General features: G+C 69.6%; 22 protein-coding genes. 9 read left to right on the top strand and 13 right to left on the bottom strand.

From position 1 onward, the window contains the following. Positions 1-5: 5 nt before the first annotated feature. Positions 6-695 (bottom strand): hypothetical protein, encoded by a 690-nt coding sequence (locus tag AU195_RS02175; RefSeq protein WP_059157422.1) that lies wholly within the window; start codon positions 693-695, stop codon positions 6-8. Between the two features lie 78 nt (positions 696-773). Here AU195_RS02175 and AU195_RS02180 point away from each other — a divergent pair, with 78 nt between their 5' ends. The 5 genes from AU195_RS02180 to AU195_RS02200 all read left to right on the top strand — a co-directional run bounded on the left by AU195_RS02180 (position 774) and on the right by AU195_RS02200 (position 5,386). Further along, a complete protein-coding gene (locus AU195_RS02180; RefSeq protein ID WP_059157423.1) occupies positions 774-2,282 on the top strand; it encodes a carboxylesterase/lipase family protein in 1,509 nt (502 codons plus the stop codon). A 61-nt stretch (positions 2,283-2,343) separates the two neighbouring features. Next, positions 2,344-4,347, top strand: a complete 2,004-nt coding sequence (locus AU195_RS02185) for a DUF7064 domain-containing protein (RefSeq protein ID WP_059157424.1) — start codon at positions 2,344-2,346, stop codon at positions 4,345-4,347. 78 nt (positions 4,348-4,425) lie between these two features. Beyond that, a complete protein-coding gene (locus tag AU195_RS02190) occupies positions 4,426-4,755 on the top strand; it encodes a YnfA family protein (protein WP_059157425.1) in 330 nt (109 codons plus the stop codon). 69 nt (positions 4,756-4,824) lie between these two features. Then, complete coding sequence (locus AU195_RS02195) at positions 4,825-5,037, top strand: hypervirulence associated TUDOR domain-containing protein (protein ID WP_011559910.1); 213 nt, start codon at positions 4,825-4,827, stop codon at positions 5,035-5,037. Positions 5,038-5,047: 10 nt separating this feature from the next. Then, the gene (locus tag AU195_RS02200; RefSeq protein ID WP_059157426.1) at positions 5,048-5,386 is read left to right on the top strand and encodes a DUF3140 domain-containing protein; all 339 of its coding nucleotides are present in this window, start codon (positions 5,048-5,050) and stop codon (positions 5,384-5,386) included. A 7-nt stretch (positions 5,387-5,393) separates the two neighbouring features. Here the strand turns inward: AU195_RS02200 and AU195_RS02205 are convergent, their stop codons facing one another. The 4 genes from AU195_RS02205 to AU195_RS02220 all read right to left on the bottom strand — a co-directional run bounded on the left by AU195_RS02205 (position 5,394) and on the right by AU195_RS02220 (position 8,546). Further along, positions 5,394-6,281 carry an SCO6745 family protein gene (locus tag AU195_RS02205; protein ID WP_059157427.1) on the bottom strand — a complete coding sequence of 296 codons (888 nt, stop codon included), beginning with the start codon at positions 6,279-6,281 and terminating at the stop codon, positions 5,394-5,396. Positions 6,282-6,308: 27 nt separating this feature from the next. After that, positions 6,309-6,926, bottom strand: a complete 618-nt coding sequence (locus AU195_RS02210; protein WP_059157428.1) for an RDD family protein — start codon at positions 6,924-6,926, stop codon at positions 6,309-6,311. 104 nt (positions 6,927-7,030) lie between these two features. Continuing rightward, entirely contained in the window at positions 7,031-7,996 is a 966-nt protein-coding gene (locus tag AU195_RS02215) for a DoxX family membrane protein (protein WP_059157429.1), read from the bottom strand. Between the two features lie 40 nt (positions 7,997-8,036). Next, positions 8,037-8,546 (bottom strand): DUF6328 family protein, encoded by a 510-nt coding sequence (locus AU195_RS02220; RefSeq protein ID WP_059157430.1) that lies wholly within the window; start codon positions 8,544-8,546, stop codon positions 8,037-8,039. Between the two features lie 103 nt (positions 8,547-8,649). Here AU195_RS02220 and AU195_RS02225 point away from each other — a divergent pair, with 103 nt between their 5' ends. Next, complete coding sequence (locus AU195_RS02225; protein WP_059157431.1) at positions 8,650-10,047, top strand: xylulokinase; 1,398 nt, start codon at positions 8,650-8,652, stop codon at positions 10,045-10,047. Between the two features lie 119 nt (positions 10,048-10,166). Further along, complete coding sequence (locus tag AU195_RS02230) at positions 10,167-11,384, top strand: acyl-CoA dehydrogenase family protein (RefSeq protein WP_059157432.1); 1,218 nt, start codon at positions 10,167-10,169, stop codon at positions 11,382-11,384. Between the two features lie 87 nt (positions 11,385-11,471). Here AU195_RS02230 and AU195_RS02235 read toward each other — a convergent pair whose 3' ends face one another. Next, positions 11,472-12,101, bottom strand: coding sequence for a flavodoxin family protein (locus AU195_RS02235; protein ID WP_059157433.1), 630 nt, complete (start codon positions 12,099-12,101; stop codon positions 11,472-11,474). 90 nt (positions 12,102-12,191) lie between these two features. Between AU195_RS02235 and AU195_RS02240 the strand changes: the two genes are divergently transcribed. Next, positions 12,192-13,004: an acyl-CoA thioesterase domain-containing protein gene (locus tag AU195_RS02240; RefSeq protein ID WP_059157434.1), complete on the top strand. Its 813-nt coding sequence runs from the start codon at positions 12,192-12,194 to the stop codon at positions 13,002-13,004. A 30-nt stretch (positions 13,005-13,034) separates the two neighbouring features. Next, complete coding sequence (locus AU195_RS02245; protein WP_059157435.1) at positions 13,035-14,516, top strand: FGGY-family carbohydrate kinase; 1,482 nt, start codon at positions 13,035-13,037, stop codon at positions 14,514-14,516. A 10-nt stretch (positions 14,517-14,526) separates the two neighbouring features. On the opposite strand, the gene AU195_RS02250 is transcribed toward AU195_RS02245, so the two are convergent. The 7 genes from AU195_RS02250 to AU195_RS02280 all read right to left on the bottom strand — a co-directional run bounded on the left by AU195_RS02250 (position 14,527) and on the right by AU195_RS02280 (position 22,306). Beyond that, positions 14,527-15,033 carry an Rv2253/PknI dimerization domain-containing protein gene (locus tag AU195_RS02250; protein WP_353612148.1) on the bottom strand — a complete coding sequence of 169 codons (507 nt, stop codon included), beginning with the start codon at positions 15,031-15,033 and terminating at the stop codon, positions 14,527-14,529. 9 nt (positions 15,034-15,042) lie between these two features. Then, complete coding sequence (locus tag AU195_RS02255; protein ID WP_059157436.1) at positions 15,043-16,530, bottom strand: MCE family protein; 1,488 nt, start codon at positions 16,528-16,530, stop codon at positions 15,043-15,045. After that, a complete protein-coding gene (locus AU195_RS02260) occupies positions 16,530-17,666 on the bottom strand; it encodes an MCE family protein (RefSeq protein ID WP_502687307.1) in 1,137 nt (378 codons plus the stop codon). The genes AU195_RS02255 and AU195_RS02260 overlap by 1 nt, the downstream gene beginning before the upstream one ends. A 77-nt stretch (positions 17,667-17,743) precedes the next feature. Beyond that, entirely contained in the window at positions 17,744-19,012 is a 1,269-nt protein-coding gene (locus tag AU195_RS02265; RefSeq protein WP_059157438.1) for an MCE family protein, read from the bottom strand. Continuing rightward, on the bottom strand, positions 19,009-20,094 hold the full coding sequence (locus AU195_RS02270; RefSeq protein WP_059157509.1) for an MCE family protein: 1,086 nt from the start codon (positions 20,092-20,094) through the stop codon (positions 19,009-19,011). The genes AU195_RS02265 and AU195_RS02270 overlap by 4 nt, the downstream gene beginning before the upstream one ends. Next, positions 20,094-21,122, bottom strand: a complete 1,029-nt coding sequence (locus AU195_RS02275) for an MCE family protein (RefSeq protein WP_059157439.1) — start codon at positions 21,120-21,122, stop codon at positions 20,094-20,096. Before AU195_RS02275 ends, AU195_RS02270 begins: the two co-directional genes overlap by 1 nt. Next, positions 21,119-22,306, bottom strand: a complete 1,188-nt coding sequence (locus tag AU195_RS02280; RefSeq protein WP_059157440.1) for an MCE family protein — start codon at positions 22,304-22,306, stop codon at positions 21,119-21,121. Before AU195_RS02280 ends, AU195_RS02275 begins: the two co-directional genes overlap by 4 nt. Positions 22,307-22,333 lie beyond the last annotated feature (27 nt).

Here is a 22,333-nt window from a genome sequence, read left to right on the forward strand (position 1 = left end):
TGCGATCAGCAGCTGAAGCGTGCGCCGACACCTGGCGGCGGCGTCACCTGTTGTAGACAGCCGAACGGTTCGACGCCCGTGTCACTCAACCGCGCCGCCGACTGGTGGGCGTAGTTGACACAGAACAGGCCCGACGGGTCGGTGCGGCACCGGTAGTCGCCGAAGTTCAGCGCCTGCCCGTACGGCAGTTCGACACCGAATCCGTCGGAGAACGGACCGGGATCGGCGTGCGCCGAACCGACGTCGAGGGTGGCCCCCGGGAAGTCGACCCAGCCGCCCTTCCACTCGCCGTACACGTCGGGCGGACGCGCCGGCGGCTCCGTCAGATCCACCAGACAGGTCAACGCCCCTTCGGCGCGGCGGTCGGTGACGCACTTCGACGTGCCTGCGGGTGTGGTGAACGCGACGCCGTCACCGAGATCCGTGGCGGCCCCCTCGCGGCTCACCGTGCGGAAACCCTCGGGTGCGGCCGGGGGCGCGGCCTCGATCCACCGGACCACCTCGCCGATCGGCGCCCCGGCCGCCGGGGCGCTGGTCGGCGGGGGTTTCGTCGTCGTCGTCGTCGGCGTCGGTGAGGTGCGGGTGGTGACGGACGGCGCCGACAGCGTCGGTTCCGTCTGCCGCGCCTGCTCCTCGACGCCCTGGGAACAACCCGCGACCAGCACAGACGCCGCCAGCATCACAGCAATCCGCATGGTCGCCAGGCTAGCGGGCCGACACGCACACCCCGGTCAGGCGCGGCCGCGCAGACGTGTTCGACTACCGTCGAAAACATGCACGAGCGTACCGTCCGCGCAACCATCAGCACCGGAACGGTCGAGGGGTTCACCCGCGACGGGGTCCACCGGTGGCGAGCCATTCCCTACGCCCAGCCGCCCGTGGGGCGCCGCCGGTTCCGCGCCCCGCTGCCCGCCGAGCCGTGGCGCGGGGTCCGGTACTGCCACAGCGTGGGCAACTGTGCCCCCCAGGACCCGAGGTACACGCTCCTCGGCGTGGGGAAGCGCCAGCAGATGAGCGAGGACTGCCTGACGCTCAACGTGGTCGCGCCGGAGAAGCCTGCGGACGGTCCGTTGCCGGTGATGTTCTTCGTCCACGGCGGGGGATACGCGTTCGGCAGTTCGGCCACCCCGATCTACGACGGTGCCGCGATGGCGCGCCGCGGGTGCGTCTACGTGTCGGTCAACTACCGCCTCGGCCCGCTGGGCTGTATGGACTTCTCGTCGCTGTCCACCCCGGAGAATCCGATCGACGGGAACCTGTTCCTGCGCGACCTGGTGATGGCGTTGCGGTGGGTTCGCGACAACATCGCGGTGTTCGGCGGCGACCCGGGCAACGTCACGATCTTCGGCGAGAGCGCGGGCGCCCACGCGGTCGCCACGCTGCTCGCCGTGCCGCAGGCCAAAGGCCTGTTTCATCAAGCGATCTCGCAGAGCCCGGCCAGCGGGATGGTGCGCTCCCACGAGGCGGCCGCGGCGTTCGCCGAACGCTTCGTCGAGCAGCTCGGCGCCCGGCCCCAGGACGGCGCCGCCGCGTTGATGGCCGCTCGGCCCGTTCAGCTCGGCGACGCGCTCGAGCACCTGATCCGGCGGGGAATGACCCATATGCCGGGCGCGTTCCCGGTCGGTCCGTCGTACGGCACCGACTACCTGCCCGTCGAACCCGTCGCGGCGATGGCAGAGGGCAGCGCGCACCGGGTGCCGCTGATCGTGGGCAACAACGCCGAGGAGGGTCGGCTGTTCAGCCGGTTCCTGCCGCTGCTGCCGATGTCGGAGCCGATGATCGAGACGCTGCTGGCCGATTCGGACGCCGAGCGCCGTGACCGGATCACCGGCGCCTATCCCGGCTATCCGGACCCGTCGGCGTGCATGCAACTGGGTGGGGATTTCGCCTTCGGCACCGCCACGTGGCAGATCTCAGAGGCGCACTCCCGTCACGCCCCGACGTTCGTGTACCGCTACGACTACGCACCGCGCACGCTGAAGTGGTCGGGGCTGGGCGCGACGCACGCGACCGAACTGCTGGCGGTCTTCGACACCTACCGCACCAGGTTCGGATCCCTGCTGACCGCGGCCGCCGACCGGCGTTCGGCCGTCAAGGTGAGCAGGGACGTCCAGCGCCGCTGGCGGGCGTTCAGTCGTAGCGGAACGCCCGGCGACGGGTGGGAGCCCTACCGCGCCGATCAGCGTGCGGTGCTGGTCTTCGACCGCAGGCCGCGCGTCGAGTACGACCCCGATGCCGATCGCAGGCAGGCCTGGGAAGGGTTCACGCTCTCCACGCGCTGACGCGACACTCGTGGTTGACACCCGTCAACAGTGTGATGCAGCCCACTGCTAGGTTCATCGCGTGGCTCACACTGCAGACCTCGTCATCGAACGTCCCTCGGACCTCACCGCCGAGTGGCTGACCACCGTGCTGGGCGCGGGTGCCGTCACCGGATTCGGCTTCGAACGCATCGGCACCGGCCAGATGAGCGAGTGCTACCGCGTCTCGCTCGCCTACGCCGACACCGCGACCGCCGGACCGGAATCGGTGGTCCTCAAGGTCGCCGCGACCGACCCCAACAGCCGCCAGACCGGGTTGGCGCTCGGGCTCTACGAGCGGGAAGTGCGGTTCTACACCGACATCGCCCCGGGCCTGCCGGGTCCGGTGGCGCCCTGCTATCACGCCGCCTACAACGGCGAGACCGGTGCGTTCGACCTGCTGCTCGGCGACGCGGCGCCCGCGGTGGTCGGCGACGAGATCCGCGGTGCGACGGTCGAGCAGGCGGCGCTCGCACTGGCCGAACTCGGCCGCGTTCACGGCCCGCTGCTCGGTGACGCCGCGCTCGCCGACGCCGACTGGCTCAACCGCGAGTCACCGATGAATCAGGCGCTCATCGGCCAACTGTGGGCGGGCTTCGCCGACCGCTACGGTGACGCGATCGCGCCGGAGCACCGCGCCGTCTGCGAGCGCCTGGTCGCGGTGTTCGACGCCTATCTCGACGCCGAGGGCGCCCCCGAGCGCCCGCACGGGCTGATCCACGGCGACTATCGACTCGACAACATGCTGTTCGGCCAGCCCGGCGCGGACCGGCCGCTGACCGTCGTCGACTGGCAGACAGTCACCTGGGGACCCGCGTTCACCGACGTGGCCTACTTCCTGGGATGTGCGCTGCCGGTGGAGGATCGGCGCGCGCACTACGATGCGCTGCTGCGCGCCTACCACGACGCGCTGGGGGCCCAGGCGCCGGTGGACCTGGCGGCCGTCCGCGACGGGGTCCGCCGCCAGAGCTTCTTCGGCGTGATGATGGCGATCGTGTCCTCGATGCTGGTCGCGCGTACCGAGCGCGGCGACGAGATGTTCATGACGATGTTGCGCCGCCACTGCCAACACGTGCTCGACACCGACGCCCTGGCCGCGCTGCCGGACGCGACAGCCGGTGAACCCCTGCAGCCCGGCGCCGACGACGAGGGCTCACACCGGCCCGGCGACGAGGAACTCTGGAACGAGAGCTGGTATTTCGACTTCGCCGACGGGGCACAGGATGTCGGCGGCTGGGTCCGGCTCGGGCTGTACCCGAACCGCAACGCCGCCTGGGTCAACGCGCTGGTGTGCGGACCGGGTATGCCGACCATCGGGATCGTGGACTTCGAGGCCCCGCTGCCGGACGACTACACCGAAACCGTCACCGACAGTACGCATCTCGGCCTCGAACCCGTCGAACCGCTGCGCACCTACCGGGTCACCGTCCGCGGCCGCGGGGAAGCGCACGACGATCCCGTCGCACTGTTGCGCGGGGAGGCGGGCCGTCCGGTCGACCTGACGATGGATCTGACGTGGACGACTGTCGGCACGCCCTATCAATACCGCATCACGTCACGCTACGAGATCGCCTGCACGGTGTCGGGCACCATCAGCGCCGACGGCCGCGAGTACACGTTCGACGCGGTGCCCGGACAGCGGGACCACTCGTGGGGGGTGCGCGACTGGTGGGCCATGGACTGGGTGTGGAACGCCCTGCACCTCGACGACGGCACCCACTTGCACGGGGTCGACCTGCGGATCCCCGGGATGGGGCCGATGAGCATCGGTTACGTGCAGTCCCCGGGCGCTGCCCTGATCGAGACCACCGAGATGACCGCCCAGGCGACGTTCGCCGACACCGGTCTGCCGGTCACCACCTCGCTGACGGTGCAACCCGGCGACCTCACCGTCGACGTGGACATCCGCGGCTTCGCCCCGGTGATGCTGACCTCGGGGGACGGCCGCGTCAGTCACTTCCCCCGGGCGTGGGCGGCGGTCACCACGGGAGACGGACGCACGGGCATCGGCTGGCTGGAGTGGAACCGCAACGTCACCCGCCCCTGACGACGAGCGCGCGCGTCCGCTCCGCGACACGCCGCGCGGATTCGGCATTCTGCGCACGCCCGCGGCAGGCTGACGGGCGTGCTCGTGCTCAAGTCCGCCGTCCTGTTCGTCCTCGCCGCAGTGCTCGAGATCGGTGGCGCATGGCTGGTCTGGCAGGGGGTGCGTGAGCACCGCGGCTGGATCTGGGCGGGCGCAGGGGTCCTCGCACTGGGCGCCTACGGCTTCGTGGCGGCGTTCCAGCCCGACGCCCACTTCGGCCGCATCCTGGCCGCGTACGGCGGGGTGTTCGTCGCGGGTTCCCTGCTGTGGGGCGTGGTGGTCGATGGTTTCCGCCCTGATCGATGGGACATCACCGGCGCGCTCATCTGCCTGGCCGGGGTGGGCCTCATCATGTACGCCCCGCGCTGAGGAGCAACGGAAATATGACGTCGGCTTCGCGGCGCGGGTGACCGCGGAACCGGTGGGTACCCGCTCGTCATGAGCGATCAAGAATTCAAGAAGGGCGACAAGGTCACCTGGCAGAGCCACGGCAGCACCGCCGAGGGCGAGGTCGTCGAGAAGATCACCTCCGAGACCGAGGCGGCGGGCCGGAAGGTCAAGGCGTCCAAGGACGAACCGCAGTACCGGGTGGTCAGCGACAAGAGCGGCAACGACGCCGTGCACAAGCCCGGCGCGCTCGACAAGAAGTGACGGTCATCCGATGACCGCCGACAATGACGCCGAACAGACGTGGTCGCAGTTCAAGGACGCGGTCAACATGACCGCCGGTGAACTCGACGAATGGCTGGACACCGACGAGTCGAAGTCGGTGGGGCAGAAGTCCGGCGGCGGCGAAGCCACCGGACACGCCAGCGGGCGCCACATCGTGTCGATCCTGCACACCAAGAAGGCCGACCTCAGCGACGACGACCACGCCCACATGCGGAAGGTCGTCGGATACGTCAACCGGCATCTCGCGCAACGGCCGTCGGGAGACGTCGAGAACACCCCGTGGCGGTACTCGCTGATGAACTGGGGCCACGACCCGCTCAAGAAGTGACCTGTCGTCAGCTCAGGTGGGCGCCGGCGTCGTCGAGGTCGGCACGGGACAGCCCCATCGGGGTGGCGTCGGGGACGATCTCCGCGGCGACCACCGCGCGGGTGATCGGCGTCAGCGTCTGGAACAACGTCTCGACCTCGTCGTCGTCGAGTCCGTCGAGGGCGCTCAACGCCAACTCGTCGGTGGAGTCCTCGACCCGCTGTTTGAGCGCATGGCCCGCCGTGGTGAGCCCGCCCCCGGCGTCGAGGAGACCGCGCTCCGCCAGGCGGTCCGTGTAGTGCTGCCACTGCGCGTCGTCGTAGTCGCGGCTGCGCATGATCATCTCGCGCGGCACCCGGCCGGCCGCCGCATGCAGCACATTGCACTCACGGCCGCTCAAACCCGCGGCGGCCAGCACCGCGACGTGCCCGTCCCCGCGGTGCTCCCGCAGCAGGGTGGCGGCGTGCCACAGGACGGCGACCGGATGGTCGGGCCAGTCCAGGGATTTGTTCGCCGCGTACAGCGGCCGACCGTCGACGGGCAGATCGCGCGCGGCCTTCGCGGCCAGCGCGGCGGCGGTGCGCACCCCCTCGCCGTCGCCGACACCGCACCGGTTCAGCGCCGCCACCGCCGACTGCTCCCTGGCCTGCAGCGCCGCGTCCGGCGGTGCGACCTCCCATGCCGCGGGCAACGCCTTGGCCACCCGCTCCGGAGCGAAGTTGTAGAAGATCGCGGTCACCACGTCGGCGGGCACGCGGCCCAACGGCGCGGAGCGGGCGGCGAAATACCCCATCCAGAATCCGCGGTACCCGAGGCCGTCGAGGGCCGAGCGGGCTTCCGGAGCGAAGTAGGTGACGGCGTGCACGGGCTCGAAGCGATCGAACAGGCGGCGGGCGAGTTCGGGACGTCTACTCACACTCCCGCGCTTGGCGCTCAACGTATTTCAGCCTTTGACCACCTGGGTGCCGCCCGCCATCTCGTCGTGCTTGCCCTGTTTGGTCGGGCTGCCGTTGATCGTCACGGCGATCACGACGATCGCGATCACGCCCAGCAGGCCACCGACGAACGGGATGATGGGGAGCAGCGTGAACAGGTTGCGGATGGCCGACTGGGCCGCCGACGGCTTGGGTGCGCCGCCGGGGCCGCGCACGCTCATCCCCAGCAGCTTCTTCCCCGGGGTCCAGCCCTGCGTCGCCTCGAACGCGACGTAGTACAGGAACGACAGCACCCCGGTGAACACTCCGGTGACCAGGACGTTGGACATCGAGTCGGTCAGCACGATCAGCAGACCGCCGACGATGCCGACGATGACGCCGTCGATCAACCGGGCCAGGAAGCGCATCCCGAGGCTGCCGGGAACCTGCCCGCCGAAGGGCGGGGGATACCCGCCGGGCTGTCCGTACTGCGGCTGCCCATACGGCGGTTGACCGTAATCGGGTTGGCCGAACTGCGGCTGCTGTCCGTACTGCGGCTGCTGTCCGTACTGGGGCTGCTTTCCGTACTGGGGCTGCTTTCCGTACTGGGGCTGGCCCGGCTGAGGGGGGTAGTCACCGGTTGTCATTGCATCCGCTCCTGACCGCGTAGTGGGTGGGAACGAATCTACCGCCGGAAGACGACGAACCGGGCGCTTCGACGCGCCCGGTTCGACAAGATCAAACGACGGTGTCAGCGAAGCCGGCGCTTGGCCTCCTTGCGGACCTGCTTCCTGGACTGCTTGGCCTGCTTGCGGGTGGTCTCGGCCAGCTCGTTGGCCCGCTCGCGGGCCAGCAGGGCCAGTTCCGCGCTGCGCCCCTTGGCGACATCGGCGAGTTCGGGGGCGCGGTCGCGAGCCACCTCGGCCCATTCGGTCCCGCGTTCGCGGGCGACGTCGGCCAGCACCGCGCCGCGCTTGCTCGCCACCTCGGCCAGCTCGGCACTGCGTTTGCTCGCGACCTCGGCGAATTCCGCACCGCGCTTGCTGGCGATCTCGGCGAACTCCGCACCGCGTTCGCGGGCGACGTCGGCCAGCACCGCGCCGCGCTTGCTCGCCACCTCGGCCAGCTCCGCACCGCGTTCCCGGGCGACGCCGGCCAACTCGCGTCCCCGCTCTGCGCCGACGTGCAGGCCGTGGCCGAGCTTCTCGGCGAATTCACTGTCTGTCAGCGAACCGCCGGCAGCCGCACCGACCGGCAGCGCCGCGGTGACCTTCTGCGCCGCGCGGCGACCGCGCCACCCCAGGGACGGCTTGCCCTCGGTGTCGACGGCCGCGATGATCAAGCCGCCGATGAGGCTGACGTCGGTGAGGAAGGCGCGCCGCTCCTCGGCCTTGCGCTCCGGCTCGGTCTCGTTCCAGAACATGTGGCCGCCGAGGCTGCCCGGCACCACGCTGAACGCCAGCGCCGCGGAGGCGAGCCGCGGCAACTTGCCGGAGGCCAGCAGCAGCCCGCCGCCGATCTGCACGCCCGCGGTGATGCGGGCGACGGTCTCGGCGTTGGTGGGTACGTTGGTGCCGACCGGGTCGGGCAGTTTGGCCAGTCCCTCGAGCGTTGGTTTGGCCGCATCGACAGCCGGTTTGGGGCTCCGCAGAGCCTCCACTCCACGCCCGATGAACACAGCAGACAACATGGGTCGCGCGATACGTCGGATAAGCATGTTGCGCTGTGTTCCCCGGCCGAACAGGTCACAAACGCCCTCAGTTCGGCCTCTTGTGCCTGCGGTGCCGCACCGGAACCCAGAACCACGAGAACGCCAGTGCCAGCAACGTCGCGGTGCCGGCCGCCCACGCCGCGGTGGCGCCGAGCACCGCGTCGAAGATGATCGCGGCCACCCCCGTCAACGCCATACCGAGCAACACCAGACCCGCGAGCGCGAACCGGTGCGAGGACGCCACCAGGGCGTCGAGTCGGTGCCGGCGGAACAGCATCCGGTGCATGCTCGCCGGCGCGACCAGCAAGACCGTCGACCCGATCGAGCACGCCACGGTCAGCAGGTACACCAGCCGGGCGCCCCAGTCGAGGTCGGCGAACCGCTCCTGGAACGGCAACACGAGGAGGAAACCGGTCAGCACCTGCACGCCGGTCTGTGCCACGCGCAGCTCCTGCAGCAGGCTCGACCAGTTGCGGTCCAACCGCTCGGTCTCCGTCTCGTCGCGGTCCGGATCCCATCGCTGGCGGTCCCGCGGCTCCGTGCTCTCGCCGGCCATCGGACGATTCTCGCAGTCGGCCGCCGCCTCGATCGGCGTTCGGCCGGGTGGGTTTCCGCGTGACTAGGGTGGACGGTCGAGTCGCCGTTCTGAGGAGGTCGCCGTGGCACTGGTCGCCGGCATCGATTCGTCGACCCAGTCGTGCAAGATCCTGGTGTGCGACGCCGACACGGGTGAGATCGTCCGCTCGGCGACCTCTCCGCACCCCGGCGGCACCGAGGTCGATCCCCGGTTGTGGTGGTCGGCCCTACAGGCCGCCGAGACCGCGGCCGGGGGCCTCGAGGACGTCGGTGCCGTATCGGTCGGCGCCCAACAGCACGGGATGGTCTGCCTGGACTCCTCGGGCGCGGTGGTGCGAGATGCGTTGCTGTGGAACGACACCCGGTCGGCCGGGGCCGCCGCCGATCTGGTCGGGGAGCTCGGCGGTCCGGGCGCGTGGGCCGACCGCATCGGCGTGGTGCCGGTCGCCGCCATCACCGCGGCGAAGCTCCGGTGGCTGGCCGACGCGGAACCGGAGAACGCCGACGCCACCGCGGCGGTGTGCCTGCCGCACGACTGGCTGACGTGGCGGTTGTCCGCATCCGACGACATCGGTGAGGTGCGCACCGACCGCAGCGATGCCAGCGGCACCGGGTACTTCTCCGCACAGACCGGTGACTACGACCTCGATCTGCTCGAGTTGGCGATGCGGGGCCGACGGCCCACGCTGCCCCCGGTGCTCGGGCCGCGGGACGTCGCCGGCCGCACCGCGTCCGGCGCCCTGCTCGGTCCGGGCGCGGGGGACAACGCGGCCGCCGCACTGGGCCTCGGTGCCGCCGCGGGTGACTGCGTCGTGTCGCTGGGGACCTCGGGTGTGGTCAGCGCGGTCGCGACCACCGCGCCACGCGATCCCGAGGGTCTCGTCGCGGGTTTCGCCGATGCGACCGGCCGTCAGCTGCCCCTGGTGTGCACGCTCAACGGGGCGCCGGTGCTGGCCGCGACGGCGGGCATGCTCCGGGTGGAGTTCGACGAGTTCGACCGCCTGGCGCTGTCGGCGCCCGCCGGTGCGGAGGGCCTGAGCCTCGTACCGTACTTCGACGGCGAGCGGTCACCGAACCTCCCGGACGCCTCGGGCGCACTGCACGGCCTCACCACCCGCAACTTCACCCCGTCCAACGTGGCCCGGGCGGCGGTGGAGGGACTGCTGGCCTCCATGGCGTTCTGTATCGACAAGATCTCCGAGCAGGGCATCGGCGTCCAGCGGATCATCCTGGTCGGCGGCGGGGCGCGTTCGGGAGCCGTGCGCCGGATCGCACCCGCCATCCTCGGCCGCCCCGTGCACGTCCCGACGCCGGCCGAGTACGTCGCGCTGGGCGCCGCGCGTCAGGCCGCCTGGGTGCTGAGCGGTCAGGACGCCCCGCCCGACTGGGCCCTGGGAGGGACGGCGTCCTACGAGGCGGAACCGACCCCGCACGTCACCGAGCGGTACACCGCGGCCCGGATGCTGACGCTCGGTCAGTGATCCCGGTGAATACCGTGGCGCCGCAACGGCTTTGATCTCTGTCGGACGCGGGCGCGCGCACTCTCGCCCACGCATGACACGATGGGCGGCGACGACCGCGTCACGATAGGAGATCCGCGATGGAGCCCACTTTCTCGCTCGAACTTCCCGAGGACGTCGTCTCGGTGCGTGACTGGGTGCACGAGTTCGCCCACGACGTGGTCCGTCCCGCGGCGGCCGAGTGGGACGAGCGGGAGGAGACCCCGTGGCCGATCATCGAAGAGGCCGCGAAGGTCGGGCTGTACACGCCGGAGCTGTTCGCCCAGATGGCGGGGGAGAGCAGCGGGATCGGTCTCATCACGGTGTTCGAGGAGCTCTTCTGGGGCGATGCGGGCATCGCGCTGTCGATCCTGGCGACCGGTCTGGCGGCGGCGGCGCTGGCGTCGAACGGCACACCGCAGCAGATCGGGGACTGGCTGCCCGCGATGTTCGGCACACCGGGTGACACCAAGGTCGCCGCGTTCTGCTCGTCGGAACCGGGAGCCGGCTCCGATGTCGGGGCGGTACGCACCCGCGCGGTCTATGACGAGTCCGCCGACGAGTGGGTGCTCAACGGGACCAAGACGTGGGCGACCAACGGCGGCATCGCCAACGTCCACGTGGTGGTCGCCTCGGTGTACCCGGACCTCGGCACCCGCGGGCAGGCCAGCTTCATCGTGCCGCCCGGCACGCGCGGGCTGTCGCAGGGGCAGAAGTTCAAGAAGCACGGCATCCGGGCCTCGCATACCGCGGAAGTGGTGTTGGACAACGTCCGTATCCCCGGGGAGCTGCTCCTGGGTGGCCGGGAGAAGTTCGAGCAGCGGATCGCGCGCGCGAAGGAGGGGCAGCGGACGGCGAGCCAGGCGGCGATGGCGACCTTCGAGCGGACCCGGCCGTTCGTGGGCGCGATGGCGCTGGGGGTGGCGCGGGCAGCCTATGAGTACGCCCTCGACTACTCCTGCCAGCGTGAGCAGTTCGGCCGCAAGATCGGAGAGTTCCAGGCGATCGCCTTCAAGCTCGCCGACATGAAGGCGCGTATCGACGCCACCCGGATGCTGGTGTGGCGGGCCGGATGGATGCACCGCAACAACAAGGCGTTCACCGCGGCGGAGGGGTCGATGGCCAAGCTGTACGCCAGCGAGACCGCCGTCTACGTCACCGACGAGGCGATCCAGATCCTCGGCGGCAACGGCTACACCCGCGACTATCCGGTCGAGCGGATGCACCGTGACGCGAAGATCTTCACGATCTTCGAGGGCACCAGCGAAATTCAGCGCCTCGTCATCGGGCGCGCGCTGACCGGTCTGCCCATCCGCTAGCGGTTCCACCCACCGCGAACGTGCGTGTCTGTCACCCGAAACGCCGTGCAGCGCATGGCATTTGCGCACGATCGCGGGCGGCCGGCCTCAGGTGTACGGCGGATACGGGTGGGCGCGCAGCATGCCCGCCAGGTGCGCCGCATTGCGCGCGGCCGAACGGGTCGTGCCGGCGACCGCCTCCGGGGTCTCGTCGAGGTCCTTGAAGTCGCGGCCGCCCATCGCCTCGTCGTTCCAGTAGGTGCAGCCCTGCGCCGGGATGGTGAACCCGATGTCGTTGAGCGCCTGGAACAGGTCGGCCACGATCTTGTGCGCGCCGTCCTCGTTGCCGACGACCGCGGCGAGCGCCACCTTCCCGACCTGCCGGGGCCGGCCGGCGTCGTCGGTCTCGGACAATTCGGCGTCGAGTCGCTCGAGCACCCGCTGGGCGACGCTCGACATGTGTCCCACCCACGTCGGGGTGGACACGACCACGATGTCGGCGGCGACGATCTTCTCGAGGATGGCGGGCCATTCGTCACCGGGTCCCATGTCCGCCTCGACTCCGGGGTGCAGGGCGTGGTCGACGCACCGCACGATCTCGCACTCGACGCCGGACTCGCGCATCGGTTCGAACAGCTGCTCGGCGATCACGACGCTGCTCGACGGTGCCGGGCTGGGTTTGAGGGTGCAGACGAGACCGACGGCGCGCAGGGGCCGGTTCTGTTCGGGGGTGGTCATACCGGGCCGTCTACCCCGCGGTACCCGCTCGGAATCACCCGGCGGCGGCCGTCACAGGTCGGTCACCACCGGCTGTGCGACGATGCCGGGATGAGCGAGCATCCCGTCCACTTCGATCCGGCCGACGACGGCGCGTTCCTGCCCACCCGGTTCGCTCAGAGCCACTGGGGCGAGGACCACCTCAACGGGCCGGCCGTCGTGGGTCTGGCGGCATCGGTCCTCGAGGCCGAGTTCGGGTGCGATGGGTTCCTCCCGACCCGGCTGACCGTCGACCTGTTCAAGGCTGCCCGCGGCGTCGCGACGACGGCGAAGACGAACCTGGTGCGCGACGGCAGGCGCGTGCGCAACGCCGAGTGCGAGTTGGTGCAGGACGGCGTCACCGTCGCGCGCGCGACCCTCGTGCAGTACCGGCGGGCACAGGCGCCGCGCGGTGACGAATGGGTCGCCCCCGGAGCGTTCGACGTGCCGCCCGAGGTCGATCCGTCGCGGGCGATCCACCTCGGCAGCGACGGACTGGGCTGGACGCATGCGATCGTCGACCACCAGAACACCGCACGCAAACGGACCTGGAGCCGCTCGATCCAGGTCGTCGCCGGCATCGAGAATTCGCCGTTCGTGCGGGCGGTGGTGGCCGCCGAGGGCACCAGCCTCGTGACCAACCTCGGCACGGCCGGGGTCGGGTACATCAACGGCGACCTCACCGTCGCGCTCGCCCGGCTGCCGGTCGACGAGTGGGTCGGTGTGCAAGCCGATTCGCACTGGGTCGCCGACGGCATCTCCGTGGGCACCGCGACGCTCTACGACCGGGAGGGGGCCTTCGGCTCGGGGATGGTGACCGCGGTCAGCAACCCGGCCGCGCAGATCGATTTCGGCAACGATCCCTTTCCGTCCAGGACGCACTGACGCGGTCTGTCACCACGTAGGGTTTGGCACGTGGATCTGCTGCTCGGAATCGACATCGGAACGGGGAGCACCAAGGGCGTACTCGTCGATCTGAGCGGAACAGTGATCGCCTCTGAGGCCATCGCCCATTCGATGAGCCTGCCGCGCCCGGGTTGGGCGGAGGCCGATGCGGAGGGGCTCTGGTGGCGCGAGGTCTGCCGCATCAGCGCCGCGCTGATGGAGCGGCTTCCGGACGGCGGTGCGGTCGCCGGGATGTGTGTCAGCGGAGTGGGGCCGTGTCTCGTGCTCTGCGACGACCGCCTGCACCCGCTGCGGCCGGCCATCCTGTACGGTGTCGACACTCGCGCCACCGATGAAATCGACTCGCTCACAGCCGAATTCGGTGAGCGGAACATCCTCGAACGGGCCGGCACCCTGCTGTCCAGCCAGGCCGTCGGACCGAAACTGGAGTGGGTGCGCCGCCACGAGCCCGAGGTGTTCGACCGCGCGACGGGCTGGTTCGGGTCGAACTCGTACATCGCCGCCAAGTTGACCGGCGAATACGTCATCGACCATCACACCGCCAGCCAGTGCGACCCGCTCTACGGCACCCGGCTGTTCGACTGGAACCACGACTGGGCGCGGCGCATCTGCGCCCATCTGCCGTTGCCGCGCCTGGTCTGGCCAAGTGAAGTGGTGGGCACGGTCACCGCCGAGGCGGCGGCGGCCACCGGCGTTCCGGCAGGCACCCCGGTGTCGGCCGGCACCATCGACGCGTACTCCGAGGCGTTCTCCGTCGGTGTGCGCCAACCCGGCGATCAGATGCTGATGTACGGCTCGACGATGTTCCTCGTCCAGATCATCGACGAGTACTTCAGCGACCCGACGCTGTGGACGACGACGGGCGTCGAGCACGGCAGCCTCGCGCTGGCGGCCGGGACGTCGACGGCGGGCAGCCTGATCGGGTGGTTGCAGGCCACCACCGGCGGCGCGTCGTTCGACGAGCTGACCGCCGAGGCGTCCGCGGTGCCTCCCGGCAGCGAGGGGTTGCTGATGCTGCCGTACCTGGCCGGCGAGCGCACGCCGGTGTTCGACCCGCGGGCGCGTGGCGTGGTCGCGGGCCTGACCCTGCGCCACGGCCGCGGGCACCTGTTCCGTGCGGCCTACGAGGGCATCTCGTTCGGCATCCGGCAGATCCTCGAACGCTTCGACGACGCCCACTCCGCGATCAGGACGGTGGCCGTCGGAGGCGGGCTGCGCAGTCCGGTGTGGGCGCAGGCGGTCAGCGACATCACCGGTCGGCCGCAGCTGGTTCCCGAACAGGCGATCGGCGCGAGCTACGGGGACGCCCTGCTCGCCGCGATCGGGACCGGACTGGTCGATCCGGACACGGACTGGACACGGGTGGCCCGGGAGATCGAGCCGGACCCCCGGCGCCGCGCGCTCTACGACGACCTCTACGACACGTGGTGCGAGTTGTATCCGGCCACCCGCACGCAGGTGCACCGGCTGTCGGCGCTCGACCCCGGCTGAGCGTCGGCGATCAGGCGATTCGGCTGAGCCGGAACGGCATTCGGATGTTCTGCCACCGGTTGACGCCGCACGCCCCGCTCGGTCCTATGGTCTGGTCCCACCCGCTGAGCCGGTCATGGCGGTCCGGCGCGTCCGCCCGGGCCGGCCAGAACGTGAACGACTGTTCGCCGGGGAAGGCGGTGCCGTCCGGACAACGCTCCCAACCCTCGATGACCCGGGTGACGCGCCACATGAGATTGCGGTAGACCAGGTCGGCCGTCCACCCCTGATCGCTGCTCACCGAGCCGGTGCAGTCCTGATAGGTGGTGCACGTCGACGAGATCGTCCATGTGCTGACGACCGTGGCCTCGTCGCGGAAGCTCTCCCGTGTCTTGGCCCATTCGCCGTCGGACACCGCCGTGAACACCCCGTTGAGGGCCACGTCGCCGACGGAGGCGGAGGCGGTCGCGCCGGCTGCGACGCTCCCGATGAGAAGGGCGCCGGCCGCGGCCGCGGTGGTGGTACGCGTCATCGACATGTCTCCCGGCTACCCGCTTCCCGACATCACGAGGTCTTTCCAGGTCTTGTCCGCCCCGGACGACGCCAGGTCGCTCTGTTCGAAGATGTGACCGTCGGGTGCGGCGACGCGGCCGGTTTCGGGGTCATAGGTGGCGACGGCCACCGTGGGTCCTGGTGCGGGGCCGTCGCCGGTGTGGCCACTCGGCGCGGCGCCCGGTGTTCCCTCGATCGGCCCGTGGATGTTCTCGTCGAGGGTCACCCGGTCGTCGGGCGGGACACCTTGAGCGATGAGATTCGGGTCCAGCGGGTAGGGCCCCGTGGCGTGCTGGCGGACGGCCAGTGGCTGGAACGGCCGGTCGCTGTTGCACTCCTCGATGGTGGGGGCGTATTTGCCCGGGTGGCGCATACAGGGGAAGTTGCGGGCCCCGCGCACGGCTATCGGCGAATCCTGCGGCAGTTTGCAGTACAGACCGTCCGGGGTGTCGATGGTCGTCGTGTCGGCGGGGGAGCGCCACGACGACGGCGGCAGGAAGCCCACGGTGCAGGCCGGCGGATCGCTCATCGACACCCGGAAGTCGCCGAGAGGTATACCGGTCGCGTTCTGTCCGGGCCCCGCCGACTGGTAGAAGGCCGTGGCCGGCGGCAGCAACACGAGGAGCTGCTCCAAACCCGGGCGATAGGTCACGGCGATCTGTCCGATCGACGTGAGGTTGGCCAGCAGCACAGGCAGCGTCGGCTTCACCTGGTCGAGTAGGCGCGAAACCTCCTGCGCGGCGCCGGGTCCCGTCTCGAGGATGGTGCGAAGGTGGGGGTCGTCGGCCACCAGTTGCCCGGTGACGCCTGCGAGTCGATCGGCCCACGTGCGCAGTGCCTGCGCGCTGACGTTCTGGCCGTCGAGCACCGGTTGCGCATCGTCGATGAGGCGTGAGGTGCGGTCGGCCACCGCGTCGGTGTCGTGGGCGATCCGCGACGCGGAGTCCGAGAGGGACTGCAGGTCGTACGCGGAGCCGTTGAACGCCTTGAACGATTCGTCGAGCAGCCCGTCGAGCTTGTCGGTCGGGACACTGCCGATCAGCGCGCTGAGCCGGTCCATCATGGGGCCGACCTCCTGCGGGATGACCGTCCGGTCACTCGGGATCACCGAACCGTCCTGCAGGAAGGGGCCGCCTCGGCCGTGCGGTTGCAGATCGACGTACTGCTCGCCGACCGCGGACACACTGCGCACTTCGGCGGTCAGATCGCTCGGCACCTTCGGGGAGCCGTCGAGCGACAGGGTGGCGACGGCGCCGCGCGGGTTGACGTCGACTTCGGTGACCTTCCCGATCTGCACTCCGCGATAGGTCACGTTGGAGAACCGGTAGAGACCCCCGGCGTTCGGCAGTTCCATCGTCACGGTGATCCGACCCACTCCGAGCAGGGTGGGCACCTGCAGGTATTCGACGATCAACACCGACACGCCGACCAGCGAGGCGACGGCGAACACCGCGAGCTGAACCCGGACGAATCGAGTCAGCATCAGCCACCACCCGGCCCGGTTGGCGGAGGAGCCGGAGTCGGGGGAGGCGGCATCCGGTCGGGCCCTCGCACGCCGGGGGGCGGTGCGACAGCCTCCCCGAGCGGGTTCTTCGAGTAGAACGAGTCGTATCCCGGGTCCCCCGGAGCAGGTACCAGGGGTGCGTTCTCGTCACCGAAGCTGGTGCCCGCCAACAGGCCCCGCTTGAAGCGTCCCAGCGTCAGGTCGACGGTGACGAACAGGTTCATGTAGTCGCCGCGGATTCCGCGGTCGATGATGTCCTGTCCCAGTGGGAACACGGTGGCCCACGCGAGCGCCGTGCTGATGTCGGGGCCCACGTCGGCCAGCGCGCGGATGGTCGGCGCCAGGTTCTGCAGGTCGGTGACGAGGTCGTCGCCGACTTCGGAGACGACGCCGGTGGCCGTGTCGCTGAACACGCGGAGCCTGTCCAACGCGGCCACCAGTCGGGGCCGTTCCCGCCGTAGCGTGTCGAGCGCCGGCGGGATGTCGCGGAGTGCGTCGGTGATGACGTCGCGCTGGGCGGCCAGTGTGGACGCGAACCTGTCGAGTTCCGTCACGGTGGCGATGACGTTGTCGCGCTGCGCGTCAAGGGCTCCGACGAAGGTGTCGAGACGGCCGAGGAGAGCGCGGATCTGGGTCTGGCGTCCGGTGAAGGCGGCGTTCAACGAGTGGATGATGTCGCCGATCTGCCCGAGCCCGCCCGCGTTGACCACGGCCGACAGGGCTGCGAGCGTCTGCTCGGTCGACGGGTACGTCGACGAGCGATCGAGGGGGATCGTCGCGCCGTCGCGCAGCGCGCCTGCCGGCGCCTGACCGGTCGGGACGTCCAACTGCAGGTGCATGGAGCCGAGAAGGCTGGTCTGGCCCACCGCGGCGGTGGCGTTCGCGGGGATGTGCACGTCCGGCCGCACGGCGATCTCGACCTCGGCGCGGCGGTTCACGAGGCCGACGCTGCGGACGCTCCCGACCACGACGTCGTCGACCATGACCGGTGAATTCGGTTCCAGGGTACCGACATTGCTCAGCTCGACACGGTATCTCGACGCGTCGGACTCCCGGCCGACGGTGCCGGGGAGGGGCAGGGAGTTCACTCCCTGGAAGCTGCACCCGACGACCATGACCGGGAGCAGGGCGGACAGGACGCGACGTCCCGCGCGGAAGATGCTCACGACGGTGGCCCTTTCACGACGGTGCCTCATGAGGGGGGCCGCTCGGCGGGCAGGAGGAGATCAGGCGTCGTGGTCGCGGCATACGCCGAATCCTCCGGTGCGACGGGCATGGGACCCGAGGTGGTTCCTTCCCCGCCCGGCCGCAGCGCGGGATCGGTGTAGATGAGCTTCTCTGCCGACGGAACGCTGGTGAGTCCCGGATTGAACGGGAACGGAAGGTAATTGAAGTTCAGCCGGTCCAGACCCGGGCCGAGGTACTGCGAACACAGCCGACTCGTCTCGGGCGCGGTGACATTGGCCAGTGCTCCGATCATGCCGCAGAAGAACATGGTCGGATCCGAGAAGTTGTTCAGCACGAACACCCCGCTGGCGCCGCCGGTTCGGGGATCCATCATGTTGTAGGAGTTCGCGAGCGCCGAGGGTGCGACGTGGAGCACCTGCTCGAGGTCGCCCTGGTGGTCGACCAGGGTCTGAGTGACGTTGCGCAGCCGTTGTACCTGTTCGGCGGTGGCATCGCGGCTGCCGGCGACGAATCGCCGGACGTCGGTCACCGCCTCGGACAGGTTGGTCAGCGCGGCGTCGATGTCCGACCGGCTGCCGTCGAGCACGTCGGTGAGCGTGGCGAGCCGGTCCTGGAACTGCACTATCTGCTCGTTGCTCCTCCGGAGGACGGCGACGAAGATCTGGAGGTTCTCGATGATCCCGCTGATGTCCCCGCTGCCGTCGGCGATGACCCGGCTGATCGCGGCCAGCTGCGACAACGTCTCACGGAGCTTGTCTCCGTTGCCGTCCATCGCGTCGGCGGCGCTGTCGATGAGGCGTCCGACCGAACTGCTCGACGACGCGGCGGTGGGCCCGAGATCGGCGGCCAGCCGGGTCAACTGCTCCTTGACCTCGTCCCATTCCACGGGGACGGCGGTCCGTTCCATGGGGATGACGGTGTGGTCCGCCATCGTGGGTCCCGCGGTGAAGGCGGGGGTGAGCTGGACGAACCGCGCCGAGACCAGGTTCTGCGCGACGATGACGGCCCGCGCGTCGACGGGCACCCGCACGCCGTGGTCGATCTGCAGGGTGAGCACCGCCTGGGTGCCGTCCGGTTCGATGGCGGTGATCGTCCCCACCGGAACGCCGGCGATCCGCACCTCGTCTCCCGGATAGATCGAGGTGGCGCCGGCGAAGACAGCGGTGATCACCGTCGGGCGGAAGAGGTGACGGGACATGATGAACACGGCCGCGCCGAGAATCGACACCACCAGCGCCGCTGCCGTGATCCTGGTGAGGGCTGCGCGGTTCATCGGGGCGGCTCCTCCGGGATTCCGTTGTAGGGGAACGGAATCTCCGCGCGGGGTCCGACGTTGTCCGGCGGCTGTCCGGCATCGACGCCACGACGGAAGCCGAAGGCGTAGTCCAGGAACGGCTGCAGTACCGCCGGGAGGTCGACGTTGGGGATGTAGGCCGAGTAGAAGGGCCCGCTCGCCACCGTCTCCCCGAGCGTGGTCTGGTACTTCGCGAACCGGGGGAGCGCCAGGGCGATGTTGTCCCGCTGCCGTTCCAACATGGCGAGCACCGAGTTCAACTCAGCCAGTGTGGGTGCCAGTTCCTGTTCGTTGTCGTCGATCACGGCGGAGACCTCGCGGGCCATCGCGGAGGTGTGAGCGAGCAACTCGACGATGACCCGGCGCCGCTCGGACAGCATGCCGACCAGGTCGTTGGCGTTGAGGATCAGCGTGGAGATCTGCTCGCTGCGCTGGGCGAGGATCTCGGTGACCTCCCGGCCGCTCGAGAACAGTTCGCCCAGTGATGAATTGCGGTCGTTGAGCGCGGCCGATATCCGCGTCAGCCCGTCGAACGTGGGTCCGAGCTGTGGTGCGATCTGGTCGATGGTGGCCGACAGGGCGTCCAGCGACTGATTCAGATTCGCGGTGTCCGTGGCGGCGGTGTTCGCCGTCAGTTCGCCGACCGCCTCGGTGAGGGTGTACGGGGAGAAGGTGCGGGAGACCGGGATGACGGTCATCGGTTTCAGCGCCGCGTCGCCCGCGGAGCGCAGTGTGAGCACCCGCTGCCCCAGCAGCGTGCCGGTCCGGATCTGGGCCGTGCTCTGCGAGCCGAGTGCGATGTCGTCGTCGACGGTGAACGTCACCAGGGCGTTGGGATCCTGCAGCGCTATGGAGCTCACCGTGCCGACGGTCATACCCGACATCGTCACGTCGTTGCCGACCGCCAAGCCGCTCGCATCGACGAACAACGCCTGGTACCGCGCGGACGCCGCCCAGTTGATGAGCCGCTCGGGGGACAGCCCGACGGCGATGACGAGAACGACGAGGACCAGGCCGACGAAGCCGGTCCGGATGACTTTGGGGTTGCGGTACTTCAGCATCAGTCCTCCGCGCACCGTCCGCCGTCTTGCCGGAAGGACGGGAATACCGCGGTTCGGCCCTGCAGGTCTGTGACGCGTACCGCCAGCGAGCAGATGTAGTAGTTGACGAAGCTGCCGTAGGAGCCGATCCGGATGAGCTTGCGGTAGTTCTCGGGGGCTTTCTGCAGTGCCGTCTCGATACGGTCCTGTTTTCCCGCGACGTTGGGCGCCAACGTCTTCAAGTGGTCGACGGTCTCGGCGAGAGGTGGCCGGGCACGGGTGAGCAGGTCGGCGACCGAAGCGGTGCCGGTGTTGAGGGATTCGATGGCCGCACCGATCGGTTCGCGATCGGCCGCGAGTTCGGTGATCAGACCTTCGAGCCGGTCGAGCGCCGTGGAGAACTGATCGCCGTCGCGCGCCAGCGTCGACAAGGTGGTGCGAAGGTTCTCGATGAGCCGGTCGATCACCTCGTTCTTGTCGGCCAGCGCATGGGAGAACGACGAGGTTCTCGACAGCAGGGATTCGATGGTGCCGCCCTGGCCCTGGATGATCTGGATCAGCGATGACGCCAACGCGTTGACGTCCTGGGCGTTCAGGCCCCGGATGACGGGTTTGAGGCCCCCGAGGAGGAGGTCGAGGTCCAGTGCCGGTGCCGTTCGTTCGAGGGGGATCCGCGCTCCGGGAGGCATGATCCGGGTCGAACCCTCACCGTCGACGAGTTCGAGGAAGCGGTCGCCGACCAGGTTGAGATAGCGGACGACGGCGCGGGTGCCGTCGGTCAGCACCAGGGTGCGGTCGGCATCGAAGGTGACGACGATGGTTTTGTCCGAACCCATCTCGAGGTCGCTCACCGTGCCGACGCGGACACCGGCGAAACGAACCGACTCGCCGGCACGGAGGTTCGAGACGTCGTCGAAGACCGCCGAGTAGGTGTTCGCCGACCCGGTGCGGTAGTCGCCGAAGACCGCGAACAGACACGCGGTCAGCAGTGTCATCGCCGCGACGAAGACGCCGAACTTGACGAACGACTTCCTGCCGTCACTCCTCATCCCGGTTGGCCGATCTGTGCGCTGTTACGCGGTGGACCGTCGATGGGCCCGAACAGGATCTGTTTGAGCAGATCGGAATTGAGCACCGGGCCGAGATTGCCGTATTTCCACGGGTTCGCCCCCGTGTCCGAGATGACGAAGGGCGGGGCCTTGCCGTACGGGACCTTGGGCAGATCGGTGCACTGCGGACCGCCTGTCGCGGCCACCTTGGGCAGATCCGAGGGATAGCGGTAACGCTCCTGCCCCCAGAAGAACCCGGCCAGCACCTCCACGCCCGGTACGGTCAGCGGCGGATTGTTCGCCAACACGTCGATGCCACCGATGCCGCAGGTCAGTGCTTCGTGGTACTCGGCCGTCAACGCCGTCAGTGGTACCAGCAGTTCGAGGGTTTCGGTCAGCGGTCGCCGATTCTCGGCCAACACCTGGTTTCCGATGTCGCCGAGGCCGATTGCGCTGACCAGCAGGTTGTCGAGGTCCTGCTGCTTCTCGACGACGGTGTGGCTGATGGCGGTGGCGCTGTCCGCCACCGAGAGGAGGTCGGGTGCCGCATCGGCGTAGGCGCGCACGACCGGAGGTGCGGTGGCGAGGTCGTGGTTCAGCGCGTCGAGGTGCGGATTGATCTGCGCGAGTGCGGAATCGAGATCCTCGAGCGTCGCCCCGATCTGGTCGCCGCGACCGTTCATCGCCGCCGCGATGGCGCCGAGTGTTTCGTTGAGTTTGTCGGGGTGGATCGTGGTCAGCACGGCGACGAGCTGCTCGAACACGGTGTTCACCTCGATCATCACGTGGTCGGTGTCGAGCACCTGCCCGGCCCGGATCGGCGCCGGAGAGGGGTGCTCGGGTGGGATGAGTCGGATCACCTTGGCGCCGAACACCGTTGTCGAGGAGATGTCGACGGTCGTGTTCGCCGGGATGATCGGCACCCGCGACGGCTCGATGGCCAGGTGGATCGCCGCGCGACCGTCGGAGAGTTCGTCGATCGAACTGACCTTGCCGACCTGAACCCCGTGGAACTGCACCTTCGCATCCGGGTTCATCACCAGGCCCGCGCGCGGGGAGACGACCGTCACCGCGACCGAGTCCGAGAAACCGTCGGCGAAGAGGGTTGCGGACAGGGCGACCGCCCCGCCGATCGCTGCGATGGTGACGGCGCCCACGAGCGGCCGCACGACGGCTGCCCTCATGTGTGTTCCTTCCCCCCGGACCCGGAT

The organism is Mycobacterium sp. IS-1496, from assembly GCF_001499995.1.
GTDB lineage: Bacteria > Actinomycetota > Actinomycetes > Mycobacteriales > Mycobacteriaceae > Mycobacterium.